Annotated in this window: 11 protein-coding genes; 6 read left to right on the top strand and 5 right to left on the bottom strand. The window is 64.0% G+C overall.

Translation table 11 applies throughout. The features are described 5' to 3' along the window. Positions 1 to 46: 46 nt before the first annotated feature. The gene (gene egtB, locus BTM36_RS25025) at positions 47 to 1372 is read left to right on the top strand and encodes an ergothioneine biosynthesis protein EgtB (RefSeq protein WP_077238405.1); all 1326 of its coding nucleotides are present in this window, start codon (positions 47 to 49) and stop codon (positions 1370 to 1372) included. 20 nt (positions 1373 to 1392) lie between these two features. On the opposite strand, the gene BTM36_RS25020 is transcribed toward egtB, so the two are convergent. From BTM36_RS25020 to leuA, 3 genes are all read right to left on the bottom strand, one after another. Beyond that, complete coding sequence (locus tag BTM36_RS25020; protein ID WP_077238378.1) at positions 1393 to 3144, bottom strand: methyl-accepting chemotaxis protein; 1752 nt, start codon at positions 3142 to 3144, stop codon at positions 1393 to 1395. Positions 3145 to 3367: 223 nt separating this feature from the next. Further along, the gene (locus BTM36_RS25015; protein ID WP_077238377.1) at positions 3368 to 4576 is read right to left on the bottom strand and encodes an NnrS family protein; all 1209 of its coding nucleotides are present in this window, start codon (positions 4574 to 4576) and stop codon (positions 3368 to 3370) included. 268 nt (positions 4577 to 4844) lie between these two features. Next, positions 4845 to 6548, bottom strand: a complete 1704-nt coding sequence (gene leuA / locus BTM36_RS25010; RefSeq protein WP_039876004.1) for a 2-isopropylmalate synthase — start codon at positions 6546 to 6548, stop codon at positions 4845 to 4847. A 723-nt stretch (positions 6549 to 7271) separates the two neighbouring features. On the opposite strand from leuA, the gene BTM36_RS25005 reads away from it, so the two are divergent. Genes BTM36_RS25005 through BTM36_RS24990 form a run of 4 tightly spaced genes read left to right on the top strand, consistent with a single transcriptional unit; the run spans position 7272 to position 10864 of the window. Beyond that, a complete protein-coding gene (locus BTM36_RS25005) occupies positions 7272 to 7913 on the top strand; it encodes a paraquat-inducible protein A (RefSeq protein WP_006464353.1) in 642 nt (213 codons plus the stop codon). Beyond that, positions 7910 to 8614, top strand: coding sequence for a paraquat-inducible protein A (locus tag BTM36_RS25000; protein ID WP_077238376.1), 705 nt, complete (start codon positions 7910 to 7912; stop codon positions 8612 to 8614). Before BTM36_RS25005 ends, BTM36_RS25000 begins: the two co-directional genes overlap by 4 nt. Then, the gene (locus BTM36_RS24995) at positions 8601 to 10229 is read left to right on the top strand and encodes an intermembrane transport protein PqiB (RefSeq protein ID WP_077238375.1); all 1629 of its coding nucleotides are present in this window, start codon (positions 8601 to 8603) and stop codon (positions 10227 to 10229) included. The genes BTM36_RS25000 and BTM36_RS24995 overlap by 14 nt, the downstream gene beginning before the upstream one ends. Beyond that, positions 10229 to 10864, top strand: a complete 636-nt coding sequence (locus BTM36_RS24990) for a membrane integrity-associated transporter subunit PqiC (RefSeq protein WP_174616916.1) — start codon at positions 10229 to 10231, stop codon at positions 10862 to 10864. The genes BTM36_RS24995 and BTM36_RS24990 overlap by 1 nt, the downstream gene beginning before the upstream one ends. Before the next feature lie 91 nt (positions 10865 to 10955). Here BTM36_RS24990 and BTM36_RS24985 read toward each other — a convergent pair whose 3' ends face one another. Next, the gene (locus BTM36_RS24985) at positions 10956 to 12500 is read right to left on the bottom strand and encodes a DEAD/DEAH box helicase (RefSeq protein ID WP_077238373.1); all 1545 of its coding nucleotides are present in this window, start codon (positions 12498 to 12500) and stop codon (positions 10956 to 10958) included. 389 nt (positions 12501 to 12889) lie between these two features. Continuing rightward, a complete protein-coding gene (gene fabI, locus BTM36_RS24980) occupies positions 12890 to 13672 on the bottom strand; it encodes an enoyl-ACP reductase FabI (protein ID WP_077238372.1) in 783 nt (260 codons plus the stop codon). Between the two features lie 325 nt (positions 13673 to 13997). Here fabI and BTM36_RS24975 point away from each other — a divergent pair, with 325 nt between their 5' ends. Beyond that, positions 13998 to 15824, top strand: coding sequence for an extracellular solute-binding protein (locus BTM36_RS24975; protein WP_077238371.1), 1827 nt, complete (start codon positions 13998 to 14000; stop codon positions 15822 to 15824). Positions 15825 to 15827 lie beyond the last annotated feature (3 nt).

The raw sequence follows: 15827 nt of genomic DNA, 5'->3' as shown, positions 1-15827 counted from the left end.
TGCAGGAGAGCGGATGCCCTCAGTCCTTACTACCCTGGACCAGTCCATGCGGCAGCTTGTCCCGGAATCCGCGGCGGCGGCCACCGCCGCCACCATCGATGCCGTGATCGACGCTGCCGTCCAGCAACTCAACCATCGCCCGCGCGAAAGGTTGGGCGACCGCTACCGTCGCCTGCGCCGTCAGTCGCAGCTGATCGCCGAGCCCCTGTCGGCCGAGGATTGTTGCGTGCAGGCCATGCCCGACGCCAGTCCGATCAAGTGGCATCTGGCGCATACCACGTGGTTCTTCGAGACCTTTTTGCTGGAGCGTTTCCAGTCCGGTTTTGCGCCGTTCCATCCGCAGTTCCGCATGCTCTTCAATTCCTACTACGAGGGCGTGGGCGCAAAATTCCCGCGCCCGCAGCGTGGACTGCTGACCCGGCCGGCGCTGGAGGAAGTGATGGCCTATCGGGCCCAGGTGGACGAACGCATGCTGTTGCTGATCGATGCGCTGGAGGCCGATGGCGCCGATCCCGACACGGGGCCGCAGCAGGCCCAGCTGAAGGATTTCCTGGCCCTGCTGGAGCTGGGCATGCAGCATGAGCAGCAGCACCAGGAGCTGATGCTGACCGACATCAAGGTGCTGTTGTCGATCAATCCGCTGCAGCCGGCCTACCAGCCACTGCCGGCCAGCATGCAGTTGAACGATCCGGTTGAGCTGGAATTGCAATGGCACCGCATCGACGCCGGCGTGGTGGAGATCGGTCATGCCGGCAGCGGCTTCTGCTTCGATAACGAGACGCCGCGCCATCGCCAGTTCGTCGAGGCTTATCAGTGCGCTTCGCGGCTGGTCAACAATGCCGAATACCTGGCCTTTGTCGAGGCCGGCGGCTATCAGGACGCCAGCTTGTGGCTGTCCGAGGGTTGGGAGTGGAAGAAGCAGCAGGACCTGAACTATCCGCTCTATTGGCGTCCCGCCGGAAACGGGCGATGGCGTGAGTTCACCGAGTATGGTCTGCAGCCGCTGCAACCGCATCGTGCCGTCGTGCACCTGTCGTATTACGAAGCCGACGCCTATGCCCGCTGGGCCGGGGCGCGTTTGCTGACCGAAGCCGAGTGGGAGCACGCGGCGGCCCGTCTGCAGGGCCAGGGGCGCGAGTTCTTCGGGGTGGCCTGGCAGTGGACCAGCAGCAGCTATGCGCCATATCCCGGCTTTGCTGCGGCACCGGGCGCGGTGGGCGAGTACAACGGCAAGTTCATGGTCAACCAGTACGTACTGCGGGGATCGTCATCGGCCACGCCGCTCAATCATGCCCGGCTGACCTACCGCAACTTCTTTCCCGCCATGGCGCGCTGGCAGGTCAGCGGCATCAGGCTGGCACGCCAGGCCTGATACCGCGCTCGGCGACAGGCTTAGAAGGTCTCCCACTCGTCCGACTTTTCCTCCTTGTGGCTGGCGGGCAGGGCCGGCCGGGCGGTGGGCGCCGCTGATGGCGCCGGACGTGCCGGCAAAGCCTTGGCCGGGCTTGCAGCGGCTGCCACCGCTACCGGCGGCGCCTTGCGCACGGCAGTGGCCTGGATAATGCGCGGGACACTGCTCATTTCCGGTGCTGCCCCCTTCTCGTCCAGACGGAACACACTGACCAGTTCCAGCAGACGCTGGGCCTGATCCTGCAGCGCCTGGGCCGCTGCGGCGGCTTCTTCCACCAGGGCGGCGTTCTGCTGCGTGGTGTTGTCCATCTGCATGATGGCCTGGTTGACCTGTTCGATGCCGTCGCTCTGTTCCCGCGTGGCCGCTGAAATCTCTCCGACGATGTGGCTGACCTGTTCGATGCTGTGGACCACCTCATCCATGGTACTGCCGGCCTGTGCCACCAACTCGGTCCCGGAGGAGACCTGGCTGACCGAGTCGTTGATCAGCTCCTTGATTTCCTTGGCGGCGGTGGCTGAACGCTGCGCCAGTCCGCGCACTTCGGAGGCCACCACGGCAAAGCCACGGCCCTGTTCGCCGGCGCGTGCCGCTTCCACGGCGGCATTGAGCGCCAGGATGTTGGTCTGGAAGGCAATGCCGTCGATGACCGAGATGATGTCTACGATCTTGCGCGAGGAATCATTGATGGCGCCCATGGTCTGCACCACCTGCTTGACAGCCTGGCCGCCCTGGTTGGCCACTTGCGTGGCGGTGCCGGCGAGCTCGCTGGATTTGCGGGTGTGGTCGGCGTTCTGCTTGACGCTGGAGGTCAGTTGTTCCAGCGAAGAGGCCGTCTCTTCCAGAGCGCTGGCCTGTTCCTCGGTGCGCGAAGAGAGGTCCAGGTTGCCAGTGGCGATCTGGGTCGAGGCGGTGACCATGGAGTCGGTGCCGCGTCGCACTTCGAGCACGATGGCCTTGAGCTTCTGGTTCATTGCCGCCAGTGCGTGCAGCAGGCGGCCGGTCTCGTCGGTGGAGCGGGAGTCGATCACGGCGGTCAGGTCACCGGCGGCGACGGTCTCGGCCACTTCGACGGCACGGCTGAGCGGCCGGGTGATGCTGCGCGAAATGGTCCAGGCGATGAAGGCGGCGAACAGGGCCGAGACCAGGCCGGAGGCCAGCATGATCAGGCGCGTGGTGTTGTAGGCGGCTTCAGCGTCGGTGACCGACTGGTCCATCATCTTTTGCTGGGTGTCGGCCAGGTTGTCCAGTTCACCGAAGTAGGCTTTCTGCAACGCGCCGACTTTGGTGATGAGCAGTTCGACAGCAGCATCGCGCTGGCCCTTGGCATTGAGTGTCTCGACTTCCCTGCGCTGGGCGGCATATTCGTCGCGCGCCTTCATGACCTTGGCCAGTTGCGCGCGGGCCGCGGGATTGAGCAGCATCTCGTCGAGGTCCTTCAGGTGTGCCGTGACCTGCTGCGAAAGATCTTTCACGACCGCCTGTTCCCGCGCTGCCTGCTCGGGACTATTGGTCAGCAACTGGTTGCGTACGGCGATGGCGACGTCGTCGATCTTGCCGGAAATGGTGTTGATGAGGGCGATCTTCTTGTAGCGGTCGTTGACCACCAGATCGAGTGCCTTGTTGATGTCTCCCAGGCGGATCAGGCCCAGGGTGACGATGGCGGCGATCACCAGGATCAGGACCGAAAAGGCGAAGGCCAGGCGTGTGGCAATGCTGAGATTACTGAAGCGCATTATTTTCCCCCCGAAAAATGTGATTGCGACTTGTCTGCTAAAGCAAAAGAACTGGTGTGATGACCAGCCATCGATGATAAGCCAGTTACGTGTAACGAGAACCTTCTCATCACGTAAATTCATGACGGAATATCTATCCTCGCGGCAATATTGGCTGGCCGACAATTCAAGCTGCAAGGCCGTGCGGGGGGACGCGGTCTTGCGGCGATCGGTGTCGCTGACCTCAGGCAGCGCGCGGCTGACTCAGGACAGCCGCGTAGCGTAGCACGAACAGCAGGAAGGCCAGCGACCAGCAGGCAGCAGAGATCGTCAGGAGCAAGTTGCCCGAGATGAACGTTGCTGCAATGCGACATCCAGCTGCCGCGCTGATGGCCGTATAGATGGCGACGGTGCTGCGATCGGCGCGCAGGGCACGGCCGGTATGCCCCAGCGATACCCGCGTCATCACCCCCAGCACCATGCTGCCCATGGCACCGGCTGTGAGCGCGTGGATGGCGCCGATTTCCAGCGTCGGTAGCGCCACCAGGCTCAGGCCCAACAGGGCTACGCCGGCGATCAGCCACAGATAGGCCAGGTGCAGCACGGCCAGCAGGGGTTCGGCCAGGGTGGCATGGCCGCGCCAGCCCAGCAGCCTGGCCAGGTTCAGCGCCGCCGCCAGTAACAGCAGGGCACCTACGGCAGTGGCGCGGGGCAGGCAGGCCCAGGCCAGCAGCGTGGCGTGCAGGCTGGCGGTGGCGGCCATGTCGAGCCAGCGATGGCTGGTGACTTGAAGCGGGCTGCGGTGTGCCGTGAGCCAGTTGCGCGTGAAGGCCGGGATGATGCGCGCGCCGATCACTGACATCAGGATGCAGACCGCCACCAGTGCCAGGCGCCAGTCCAGGCCCGGGGGCAGATCCACGCCGCCGACGCGCAGGTACATCAGCAGGTCGGCCACGCCCAGCAGGGCCACGGGGAGTGGCATGGGCAGGTTGCGGCGGTTGCGGGCGGCGATGATGTCGCGCCAGGCCACGGTGCACAGGGCCACCGGAAACAGCAGTTCAGCCAGCGCTGCCAGCCACAGCGGCAGCAGCGCGGAAACGGTGCCGACCACGCGGCCCAGCAGCCACAGGCCGGCCAATACCGCGAGCAGGGTGCCACGTACCGGAGTGCGGCCGGTCCAGTTGGGGATGGCAGTGAGCAGGAAGCCGGCGATGGCGGCCATGATCCAGCCGAACAGCATTTCGTGGATGTGCCAGCTCAGGGCATCGAAATGGGTGGGCAAGACCACGTGACCGTGCAGGATGCCGATCCACAGCACCATGCACAGGGCCGCCCACAGGCTGCCGGCCAGGAAGAAGGGCCGAAATCCCAGCGAGAACAGGGCCGGAGGGGTGTTTGCAGGACCCGGCTTGGACGATGTGGGGGCTGACGAGCGGACGCTGATCTGGATCATGGGATGTCCCGAGGTTGGCGGCCGACGGCATGGGAGTGCGGCGGCCTGAGCGGGGCATTCTAGGTCGGCAGCCCGGGCTTGCCTTTGCGATGAAACAAAGAGGGATGCTTTGCGACGGCAATGCGCCGTACGCGGAGAGAACGCGGGGTGGGATGCAGAAAGAGAAGCCTGAAAAGGGAGGCTGGACGAAACAGCGCCGACCTGTAGGTCGGCGCTGGAAGCGTTACGCTCACGGAAACAGGCCGGGATCGCCGGCGCTGTTCCGTTTTCAGGCAGCCTTGGCTTGCGAGGAGCCGGCCTGGTTGGCGCTCTCGCTGATGGCGATCTGGCGGTTCACGGCAGACAGCACGGCCTTGAAGGAAGCGGTGACGATGTTGGCGTCGATGCCCACGCCGAAGCCGGTCGGGGCTTCGTTCAGGCGCAGTTCGATGTAGCTGGCCGCCTTGGCGTCGGCACCGGCACCGATGGCGTGTTCATGGAAGTCCATCAGCTTGATGTCCAGGCCCAGGGCATGCACGAAGGCATCGATGGGGCCGTTGCCGCTGCCGCGCACGGTGACTGGCTGGCCATTGCGCACGATGTCGACTTCGATGTTGATCGACTCGGCCTTGGCCGTGTCTTCCGACATGCGGTGGGCGCGATAGACATAGGGCTCGCTGCGCTCCAGGTATTCACGCTGGAAGATGGCGTGGATGTCGGAGGCAGCGATTTCCTTGCCGGTGGCATCGGCCTCGCGCTGGATGGCGCGCGAGAATTCGATCTGCAGGCGGCGCGGCAGGGCCAGGCCGTATTCCTGTTCCAGCAGGTAGGCCATGCCGCCCTTGCCGGACTGGCTGTTGACGCGGATGACCGCATCGTAGCTGCGGCCCAGGTCGGCCGGGTCGATCGGCAGGTAGGGCACTTCCCAGATGGCGTCGGGCTGCTGCTTGGCGAAGCCCTTCTTGATGGCATCCTGGTGCGAGCCGGAGAAGGCGGTGAAGACCAGGTCGCCCACATACGGGTGACGCGGGTGCACCGGGATCTGGTTGCACTCTTCCACCACCTGGCGTACTACGTCGATGTCGGAGAAGTCCAGACCCGGGTTGACACCCTGGGTGTACAGGTTCAGGGCCAGGGTGACCAGGTCGACGTTGCCGGTGCGCTCGCCGTTGCCGAACAGGCAGCCTTCGACGCGGTCGGCGCCGGCCATCACGGCCAGTTCGGCCGAGGCCACGGCGGTGCCGCGATCATTGTGCGGGTGCACCGAGATGATGGCGCTGTCGCGGTGCTTCAGGTTGCGGCACATCCACTCGATCTGGTCGGCGTAGACGTTGGGAGTGGCGCACTCGACGGTGGAGGGCAGGTTCAGGATGATCTTGCGATTGGGCGTGGCGCCCCAGGTTTCGCAGACGGCGTCGCAGATGTCCTTGGAGAAGTCCAGTTCGGTGGTGCTGAAGGATTCCGGCGAATACTCGAAGCGCCACTCGGTGCCGGGACGCGCATCGGTCAGTTCCTTGACCAGCCTGGTGCCGGTGACGGCGATGTTCTTGATCTCGTCGCGCGACATGTTGAAGACGATCTTGCGGAAGGCTGGTGCCACCGAGTTATACAGGTGAACGATGGCCTTCTTGGCGCCTTCCAGCGATTCCACGGTGCGGCGGATCAGTTCTTCACGCGACTGGGTCAGCACGATGATGGTGACGTCGTCGGGGATGCGGTTTTCGACGATGAGCTTGCGCACGAAGTCGAAGTCGGTCTGCGAGGCCGAGGGGAAGCCGACTTCGATCTCCTTCAGGCCGGTCTTCAACAGCAGTTCGAAGAAGCGCAGCTTGCGCTCGGCGTTCATCGGTTCGATCAGGGCCTGGTTGCCATCGCGCAGGTCGGTGCTCATCCAGATCGGCGGGGTGTCGATCACCTTGCTGGGCCAGGTGCGATCCGGCAGGTCGATGGCGGGGAAGGGGCGGTATTTGGCGGCGGGGTTGTTCAACATCATGATGGACCTCTAAGTCTGAAGAATGCGTGGAATGCGGAAATGCTTCAATGCGTCAGATGTGGCGAATCGGGTTGCCTGGCTGCCACGGGCGCGTGGCCAGACAACCCGTCATAGAGCCAGAGGCGGCATCTCCTGCCGCGCGCAGGTCGGCTGGCATGCTTGCCGGCGCGGAGTATGGATGGTCCTGGTGTTCGAATGCATGATCGCTTCGCCTGATGCGGCTGCGACGTCGGCTTGGTACAGCTTACGCGTCACTGCCTGGTTTTACTGCCGGTATTGCTGGATTTGATTGGGGTTGCCGGATCGCGTGACATCAGCGGGAACGGCAGGAACTGCGGATTTTAGCGCGAGGCTAGTAGTAGCGACACCGGTAGCAACGCTAGCGGGGCGCTGGCGCTGTTGTGGCGTAGGGAGAAGTTTGCTGCGGAAGTCATCTGAGCAATGTAGAAGATTGGCCGCAAGCTTGTCAAGCGCTATCTGCCGGAGCCGAGGAAAAGCCAGGTAAAAGCCTGCCGGATTGAAATAAATTTGTTGCTACAATCGTCTGGCAAATGACCATTAGGTCATTTATCTTCACGCGGCGGGCCCGCAAACGGTGGTGCGGATGGAACGCCGCTGCCCGATTGCGCTCCAACGCAAGCCCTGCAATGGTGCCACCATGCCCGTCAGTTGTCCTTGCAGAAACCATAACAACAGCACCCGCCCGCGGGACTATCCTCATCCATGCAGAAACGCCCGGACCTGATCGTTTGCGAAGAATGCGACGCCGTCTACCAGCGCATGCCGCTCGGGGAGCGCGAGATCGCCCGTTGCCTGCGCTGCGGCGCCGAGCTTGAGCGCGATACCGGCAAGCGCCTGCAGCACCTGCTGCCGCTGACGGTGGGCGCGCTGATCCTGTTCGTGATCGCCAATGTCTTCCCCATCGTGACCATCGAACTGCAGGGATTGTCCAGCCAGACCACCCTGATCGGCGCGGTGGTCGCGCTCACCCGTGATGGCATGTCGGAAGTGGCGCTGCTGGTGCTGGCCACGACCCTGCTGTTCCCGCTGATCCAGCTGGGCGTGCTGCTTTACCTGTTGCTGCCGGCCGCGCGTGCGACCCGGCCGCCCGGTTTCGTGCTGCTGCTGCGGCTGATGCAGGCAGCGCGGCCGTGGGGCATGATCGAAGTCTTCATGCTGGGCATCCTGGTGGCGCTGATCAAGCTGTCCAACATGGCCGAGGTGATTCCCGGTCCGGCGCTGTGGTCCTTCGGCGGCCTGACGGTGCTGCTGACGGTGGTGGTGTCGTTCAATCCGCGCTATCTGTGGCATCTGTGGGAGCAGCAGCAGGCCGAGCAGTTCGGTGACCAGGGAGCAGGCGCATGAGCCGCGCCCATGAACCGGCCAGCGCCACCCTGGCCGAAGATGAAGACCTGCAGGTGGCGGACGCCGCCTCGCAGGGCGTCATCGGCTGCCACCACTGCGGCACGGTCTGGCAAGGCGCCACCGAGCACGAGCACTGCGGCGTATGCCACGCGCCGCTGCACGTGCGCAAGATCGACAGTCTCACCCGCACCTGGGCGCTGCTGATCGCGGCCTGCATCATGTACATCCCGGCCAACATGATGCCGGTGATGGTCACCAGTACCCTGCTGGATGAACAGCGCGACACCATCCTCTCCGGCGTCATCTATTTCTGGACCTCGGGCGAATGGGGACTGGCGCTGGTGGTCTTCGTGGCCAGTTTCCTGGTGCCGCTGTTCAAGCTGGTGGCGCTGGGCATCCTGGTCATCTCGGCGCGCCGCCGCAGCCGCTGGCAGCGCCTGCAACGGGCCAAGCTGTATCGCCTGGTGGAAGCCATCGGACGCTGGTCCATGCTGGACGTGTTCGTGGTCTCGGTGTTGACCGGGCTGGTCAAGATCCACGGTTTCGCCAACGTCCACGCCGGCATCGGCATTGCCGCCTTCGGTGCGGTGGTGGTGCTGACCATGCTGGCCTCGCTCTCCTTCGATCCTCGCCTGATCTGGGACGATGCCCCCCGATTTCAACTGTCAACAAGAAACAGGAACCCGCATGACCCCACCTGACACCCCCCAGGACAAACCGGCGCTGCTGCAGCCCCGGCGCACGCGCCAGCGCAACTGGCTGCCCTCGCTGGTCTGGCTCATTCCCATCATCGCGGCCATCGTCGGGCTGACGCTGGTGGCCAAGATCCTGGTCGAGCGTGGCCCGGTGGTCACGGTCAGCTTCCGCTCGGCCGAGGGCCTGGAAGCCGGCAAGACCAAGGTCAAGTACAAGGATGTGGAAATCGGCCAGGTGCAGACCCTGAAGCTGGCCGCCGACCGCTCGCATGTGCTGGTGGGCATCCAGCTCAATCAGGAAGCCTCCGGCTTCAATGCCGAAGACACCCGTTTCTGGGTGGTGCGCCCGCGCATCGCCGCCTCGGGCATCTCGGGGCTGGGCACCTTGCTCTCGGGCGCCTATATCGGTGCCGATGCCGGTGTCTCGGAAGAGACCAAGAAGGAATTCGTTGGTCTGGAGCAGCCGCCCATCGTCACGCGGGATGCCTCGGGTCGCCAGTTCGTGCTGCATACGGACGACCTGGGCTCGCTCGATATCGGTTCCCCCATCTTCTACCGGCGTATCAAGGTGGGTCAGGTGGTGGCCTATGACCTCGATTCGGATGGACGTGGCGTGACCCTGCGCATCTTCGTCAATGCCCCCTACGACAAGTTCGTCACCCAGGCTTCGCGCTTCTGGCATGCCAGCGGCTTCAACATGGAACTCAATGCCAGCGGCTTCAAGCTGCATACCCAGGCGCTGTCGACGGTGGTGCTGGGGGGCATCGCCTTCCGTGACCGCGATGAAGATCGCGTCAGTGCACCGGCCAAGGAAGGTTCTGAATATCCGTTGGTCGAAGACGAAAGCGCTGCCATGAAGGAGCCCGATGGCGTGCCGCAGACGGCCTTGCTGTATTTCGACCAGTCCCTGCGTGGCCTGCAGCCGGGCGCCACCGTCGACTTCCGTGGCGTGGTGCTGGGCGAGGTCAAGAGCATCGGCGTCGAGTACGACCGCGAGCGCCGCGAATTCCGCATGCCGGTGCTGGTGCAGATCTATCCGGACCGCCTGGGTCGTCGCTTCCACGAAGAGACCGGCGAGGAGCGCCGTTCCAATGCGCAACTGCTGCGCCTGCTGGTCAAGCGCGGCCTGCGCGCCCAGCTGCGCAACGGCAATCTCCTGACCGGCCAGTTGTACGTGGCGATCGACTTCTTCCCCAAGGCCAAACCGGCGCAGATCGATACTGAGAAAGTGCCGCTGGAGTTGCCGACCATTCCGGGCAGCCTGGATGCATTGCAGCAGCAACTCTCGGATATCGCCGGCAAGCTCTCCAAGGTACCGTTCGACGAGATCGGTCGCGATCTGCAGACCACCCTGAAGACCTTGAACAAGACCTTGTCGACCGCCGAGCAGACCGCTGCGCGCATCAACAACGACATCGCGCCCGAGATGCAGGCCGCCATGAAGGACGCCCGCAAGACCCTCAATGCGGCCGAACGCACCTTGTCCGACGACGCGCCCCTGCAGCAGGACATTCGCCAGACCATGCAGGAACTGTCCAAGGCCGCGGCCTCGATCCGCGTCTTGACCGATTACCTGCAACAGCATCCGGAATCGCTGATCCGGGGCAAACAGGAGCCATGATGCACAACAGGAACAGCCTCTCTCCCAAGACCCTGGCCGCCGCCGCCCTGGTGGCGTCACTGCTGGCCGCTTGCGGCAGTTCGCCGCCCGCGACGTTCTATACCCTGGCCAGCCCGGCCGACAGCGCGCCGGCGGTACGCACCGCCAGCCAGGGGCCGCAGACCTTCATCGAGGTGATGCCGGTGGCGGTGCCCGACCGCCTGGCCCGTCCGCAACTGGTGGTGCGCAGCGATGCCACCCGACTGGAGGTGCTGGAGCAGGACCGCTGGTCCTCGCCCTTCAACAATGAGTTGCGCGATGCCCTGGCCGCCGGCGTGGCCGCGCGCCTGGGCGCCATCGACGTCTCGCGGGGCGGTCGCCCGGCTGACCAGGCCAGCTATCGGATCAATGTCGAACTACGCGACTTCGATGCCGCCCGCGGTGGACGCGTCCAGGCCGCCTTCGGCTGGACCATCACCCGCTCCGACGACCGCCGCAGCGGCGCCTGTCGGCTGACGGTCGTGGAGCCGGTCAGCGGTGGCGCCAATGCCGACGTGGTCGCCGCCACCCAGAAGGCCGTCGCGCAGGCAGCGCAGGCGATTGCCGATGGCGTGCGCGCTTTGCAGGCGGGGCAGGGTGGGCAGTGTTCGGGGTGAGATCGTCCGGATCGATCGAGCACCCAAGAAAAAGCCGCTTCCTCGGAAGCGGCTTTTCAACATCTCAAGACCGGTCAGTGATCAGTAGCGATCAACGATCACCGTAGGAGCGACGCGGGCCGTCGGCGCGGAAGCCGCCACCGTTGTTACCCTTGTAGCCACCGCCAGCACCGCCTTCGCGACGCGGACCACCGGCCGGCTTGGCGCCGCCGAAGCTGCGACCTTCGCGGTTGCCGCTGTAGCCGCCGCCTTCGCGATTGCCACCGAAGCCACCTTCACGGTTGCCGCCTTCGCGGTGACCGGCGAAACCACCTTCGCGATGACCGCCGCCTTCACGGTTGCCGGCGCCGTAGCGCGGGCCGTTGTTGCTGCGGCCGTCGCCCGGACGCCAGCCACCCGGCTTGCGCGGGCTGCGCGGTGCAGCCGACTTCTTCGGTTCGAAACCTTCCACCACATCGACCGGGATGGTCTGCTTGGTGAAGCGCTCGATGCGCTTGACCTGCATGCCTTCAGCGTGATTGACCAGCGAGATGGCCACGCCATTGCGGCCGGCACGACCGGTACGACCGATACGGTGCACGTAGTCTTCGGCGAACTTGGGCAGGTCGTAGTTGAACACGTGGGTGATGCCCGGCACGTCGATGCCGCGGGCGGCCACGTCGGTGGCTACCAGCATGCGCACCTGACCGCGGCGCAGGCTGTTCAGGGTACGGTTACGGGCACCCTGGTGCATGTCGCCATGCAGTGCGGCGGCAGCGAAACCGGCGATGTTCAGGCGATCGGCGATGGTGTCGGCGTCACGCTTGGTGGCGGTGAAGATCACGGCCTGGTCGATGCTGGTGTCGCGCAGCAGGTGATCCAGCAGGCGATTCTTGTGCGACAGGTCATCCACGAAGTGCACGCGCTGCATGATGTTTTCATGACGGGTCGACGAGCTGGCGATCTGGATGGTCAGCGGGTTGTTGGTGATGCGCTTGGCCATGTTGCCGACGACGCCGTCCAGCGTGGCCGAGAACAGCATGGTCTGGCGGGTGGTCGGGGTAGCGGCGACGATCTTTTCGATGTCGTCGATGAAACCCATGTCCAGCATACGGTCAGCTTCGTCCAGCACCAGGATCTGCAGCTGCGAGAAATCGATCTTGCCCGATTCCATGTGGTCGATCAGACGACCCGGGGTGGCCACCAGGATTTCAGGATTGCGCGACAGCAGTTGCATCTGCTTCGGGTAGGGCATGCCGCCCAGGATCGACACCACGCGCACACGGCGCATGTAGGAGCCGTACTTGTCGGTGGCGGTGGTCACTTGCAGGGCCAGTTCGCGGGTCGGGGTCAGCACCAGCATCTTCGGCTGTGCCGGCTGGTAACGCGGACGCTCGCCACGGGCACGGGTGGCCTGGCGTTCCTGGTTGGGAGTACGGGCGGCCTGCGGCGCCTGCGGCAGGTCTGCCAGCTGGTGCAGCGAGGGCAGCATGAAAGCGGCGGTCTTGCCCGAACCGGTCTGCGAGGACACCAGCAGATCCTGGCCGCTGATGGCGGCGGGGATGGCTTTTTCCTGGACCGGGGTCGGGGAGGTATAGCCTGCTTCGGTCAGGGCTTTGATGATCGAAGGGTTCAGGCCGAGTGCTTCAAAAGTCATAATCTCTTTCGTGAATGTGATACGCCAGGCACGAGACGGGCGCACGCAAGCGCGCCGGACATCGAGTGTCTGAACGAAAAAAAGCAACGCCAACCGACGAAATGACTATGAAAAATACAAAGAAATTTCGGCACAAAAGCTTTGCGCCGGGACGGCATCATCAAGGGATGCCAGGGGCGGGGGGCTTTTACGGGGAACTTGTCGTTATGACAGGTAAGGCTTGCGAAGCTGCTTGGGCGAATCTGGCTGGAAATCCTGGAGGCCAGGGTTCACGTCCGATTCGCCTGTGCATCGGTTATTGCAATGCACAAGGCGAATCATACAGTAAAACATCGAAATTAGCACCAAAGGTTTTCGATAACTGTCTTTTATTTGTGGATGAGGCTTGCTTATTCCGCCATTCCGCCAACTACGCGCGAAAAGCCGCCGTCCACGTAGGTGATTTCACCGGTAATACCCGAGGCCAGGTCGGAGAGCAGGAAGGCCGAGGCATTGCCGACGTCTTCGATGGTCACGTTGCGGCGCAGCGGGGCATTGGCAGCCACGGCACCCAGGATCTTGCCGAAGCCCTTGATGCCGCTGGCGGCCAGGGTCTTGATCGGACCGGCGGAGACGCCGTTGACGCGCACGCCCTTGGGACCAAGCGATTCGGCCAGGTAGCGCACCGACGCCTCCAGCGAGGCCTTGGCCAGGCCCATGGTGTTGTAGTTGGGGACCACGCGCTCCGAGCCCAGATAGGTCAGGGTCAGCAGGGCGGCGTTGGGCGACAGCAGCGGCAGGGCGGCCTTGGCCATGGCCGGGAAGCTGTAGGCCGAGATGTCGTGGGCGATCTTGAAGCCTTCGCGCGAGAAGCCTTCCAGGAAGTCGCCGGCGATGGCGTCGGCCGGGGCGAAGCCGATGGCGTGGACCAGGCCGTCCAGCTGGCTCCAGGACTTGCCCAGGTCGGCGAACAAGGCATTGATCTGCTCATCGCTGCCGACGTCGCAGTCGAAGATCAGCTTGCTGTCGAACTCTTCGGCGAACTTGGTGATGCGGTCCTTGAAGCGCTCACCAACGTAGGTGAAGGCCAGTTCGGCGCCTTCGCGCTTGCACGCCTGGGCGATGCCGTAGGCGATGGAACGGTTGGACAGCAAGCCGGTGATCAGAATTTTTTTGCCTTGCAGAAATGCCATGATGACTCCGTATGGTCCGCCGCGTCCTGCGTAGGGCCGCCTGGCAGGCGGGCGCGCGGGGCGGCCGATGGTGATGGCGACGGTCGCATCGTGCGGCCCCCGCGCTGGAACAGACCCGGATTGTAGGGGCTTGCGGCAGGCGCGGCAACCTTTGCCGGGCGTTCGCATTGCGCAGCCATGCTATGAACTTAGTTGCTTTAATTGCTTCCCTGTAATCGTTCCTCTATTTACAATGCCCCGGAACAAAATCGTTTCCAGGCCGGTGGGCACGGGACTTGCCTGCCCCCAGACATCAACGCCCGCGACAGCGCAGACAGACAACCGCATGGTCAAGCCCCTGAAGACATCCCGGATTTTCCTTACCTCCCTGCTGGCCGCCACGCTGGCTTACGCCGCTCCGGCCCACGCCGAGCATGCCTTTTCGCTGTACGACACGCCCAAGTATCCGGCCGGTTTCAGCCATTTCGACTACGTCAATGCAGATGCGCCACGTCGCGGCACGCTCTATCTGGCCAATCCCGATCGCCGCACCAGCTTCGACAAGTTCAATCCCTTGTCCTTGAAGGGCGTGGCCGCCGCCGGGCTGGACCAGCTGATGTTCGAGACCCTGGCCGTGTCTTCCGCCGACGAGGTCGCGACCGTCTATGGCTTGCTGGCCGACGACATGAAGTTGGCGCCGGACCGTATGTCCATGACCTTCCACTTGAATCCCAAGGCGCGCTTCAACAATGGCGACAAGGTCACGGCCGAGGATGTGAAGTATTCCTACGACACCATCCTGGCCAAGGGTGCGCCACAATTCAAATCGATCTTTGCCGATGTGAAGGGTTGCGTAGTGGTCGATGCGTCGACGGTGCGCTTCGACTTCGCCAGCAGCAACCATGAATTGCCGCTGATCGTAGGCAGCGTACCGGTGTTCTCCAGGAAGTGGGCGCAGGGCACCCCCTTCGACCAGATCCAGCTGACCCCGCCCATCAGCACCGGCCCCTACCTGATCGAGAGCTACGACACCGGCCGCAGCATCACCTACCGCCGCAATCCCGACTACTGGGGCAAGGAGGTGCCGGCCCGGCGCGGCATGTTCAACTTCGAGCGTATCGTCTACCGTTTCTACAAGGATGACCTGGCGCGGCTGGAGGCCTTCAAGGCCGGTGAGTTCGACGTGGTGGTGGAGTACAGCGCCAAGAACTGGGCACGCAGCTATACCGGCCCGCAGTTCCGCGACGGCCGCATCATCAAGAAGGAATTCAAGCACTCCAATGGTGCCGGCATGCAGGGTTTCGTGATGAACCTGCGGCGTGACCAGTTCAAGGATGTGCGCGTGCGCCAGGCCATCGGGCTGGCGCTGGACTATGAATGGATGAACCGCCAGCTGTTCTACGGCCAGTACACCCGCATCTACTCCTTCTTCAACAACAGTCAGCTCGCCGCCACCGGAGAGCCGCAGGGTGACGAGCTGGCCTTGCTGAAGTCGCTGCAGGCCAAGGGCCTGAAGATCGATCCGGCGGTGTTCGGCCCGGCACCCATCCCGCCCTCGACCAATCCACCCGCCTCGCTGCGTGCCAACCTGCGCCAGGCCCGAGAACTGCTGGCCCAGGCCGGCTGGGTCTATCGCGATGGCGCGGTACGCAATGCCCAGGGCGTGGCGCTGTCCTTCGAGATCCTGGATGACCAGAGCTCCATGTCGCGCGTCATCAGCGTGTTTGCGCGCAACCTGCGCACGCTGGGCATCGATGTGGTCCAGCGCAGCGCCGACTACGCGCTGGTGGCCAAGCGCATGGAAGACTTCGACTTCGACATGACCAGCATCCGCTTCCCCGACACCAGCAGCCCGGGCAATGAACTGTTCGACATGTTCGGTTCCAAGGCGGCCGATGAAAAGGGCTCCAACAATGCCTGGGGTCTGAAGGACCCGCTGGTGGACCAGCTGGTGCAGGCCGTAGTGGCGGCCGATACCCGGGTCCGGCTGACTGCCGCGGCGCGGGCGCTGGACCGGGTGCTGCTGCACAAGTACATCGTGGTGCCGCACTGGTATTCGTCCACCCATCGCATCGCCTACCAGAACCGGTTCGGCATCCCGCAGGTGGCGCCGCTGTATTACCAGGCCGATCCCTATGTGATCAGCACCTGGTGGGAAGAGAAGGGGCGTTGAAGA

This window comes from Herbaspirillum sp. VT-16-41, assembly GCF_001994935.1.
GTDB lineage: Bacteria > Pseudomonadota > Gammaproteobacteria > Burkholderiales > Burkholderiaceae_D > Herbaspirillum > Herbaspirillum frisingense.
This window is presented reverse-complemented; position numbering and strand designations above follow the sequence as displayed.

Coding starts and splice junctions, on each gene's coding strand:
- BTM36_RS25005 (WP_006464353.1), top strand. CDS start 7,272: ATGCAGAAACGCCCGGACCTGATCGTTTGCGAAGAATGCGACGCCGTC.
- BTM36_RS24985 (WP_077238373.1), bottom strand. CDS start 12,500: ATGACTTTTGAAGCACTCGGCCTGAACCCTTCGATCATCAAAGCCCTG.
- leuA (WP_039876004.1), bottom strand. CDS start 6,548: ATGATGTTGAACAACCCCGCCGCCAAATACCGCCCCTTCCCCGCCATC.
- egtB (WP_077238405.1), top strand. CDS start 47: ATGCGGCAGCTTGTCCCGGAATCCGCGGCGGCGGCCACCGCCGCCACC.
- BTM36_RS25000 (WP_077238376.1), top strand. CDS start 7,910: ATGAGCCGCGCCCATGAACCGGCCAGCGCCACCCTGGCCGAAGATGAA.
- BTM36_RS25015 (WP_077238377.1), bottom strand. CDS start 4,576: ATGATCCAGATCAGCGTCCGCTCGTCAGCCCCCACATCGTCCAAGCCG.
- fabI (WP_077238372.1), bottom strand. CDS start 13,672: ATGGCATTTCTGCAAGGCAAAAAAATTCTGATCACCGGCTTGCTGTCC.
- BTM36_RS24995 (WP_077238375.1), top strand. CDS start 8,601: ATGACCCCACCTGACACCCCCCAGGACAAACCGGCGCTGCTGCAGCCC.
- BTM36_RS25020 (WP_077238378.1), bottom strand. CDS start 3,144: ATGCGCTTCAGTAATCTCAGCATTGCCACACGCCTGGCCTTCGCCTTT.
- BTM36_RS24975 (WP_077238371.1), top strand. CDS start 13,998: ATGGTCAAGCCCCTGAAGACATCCCGGATTTTCCTTACCTCCCTGCTG.
- BTM36_RS24990 (WP_174616916.1), top strand. CDS start 10,229: ATGCACAACAGGAACAGCCTCTCTCCCAAGACCCTGGCCGCCGCCGCC.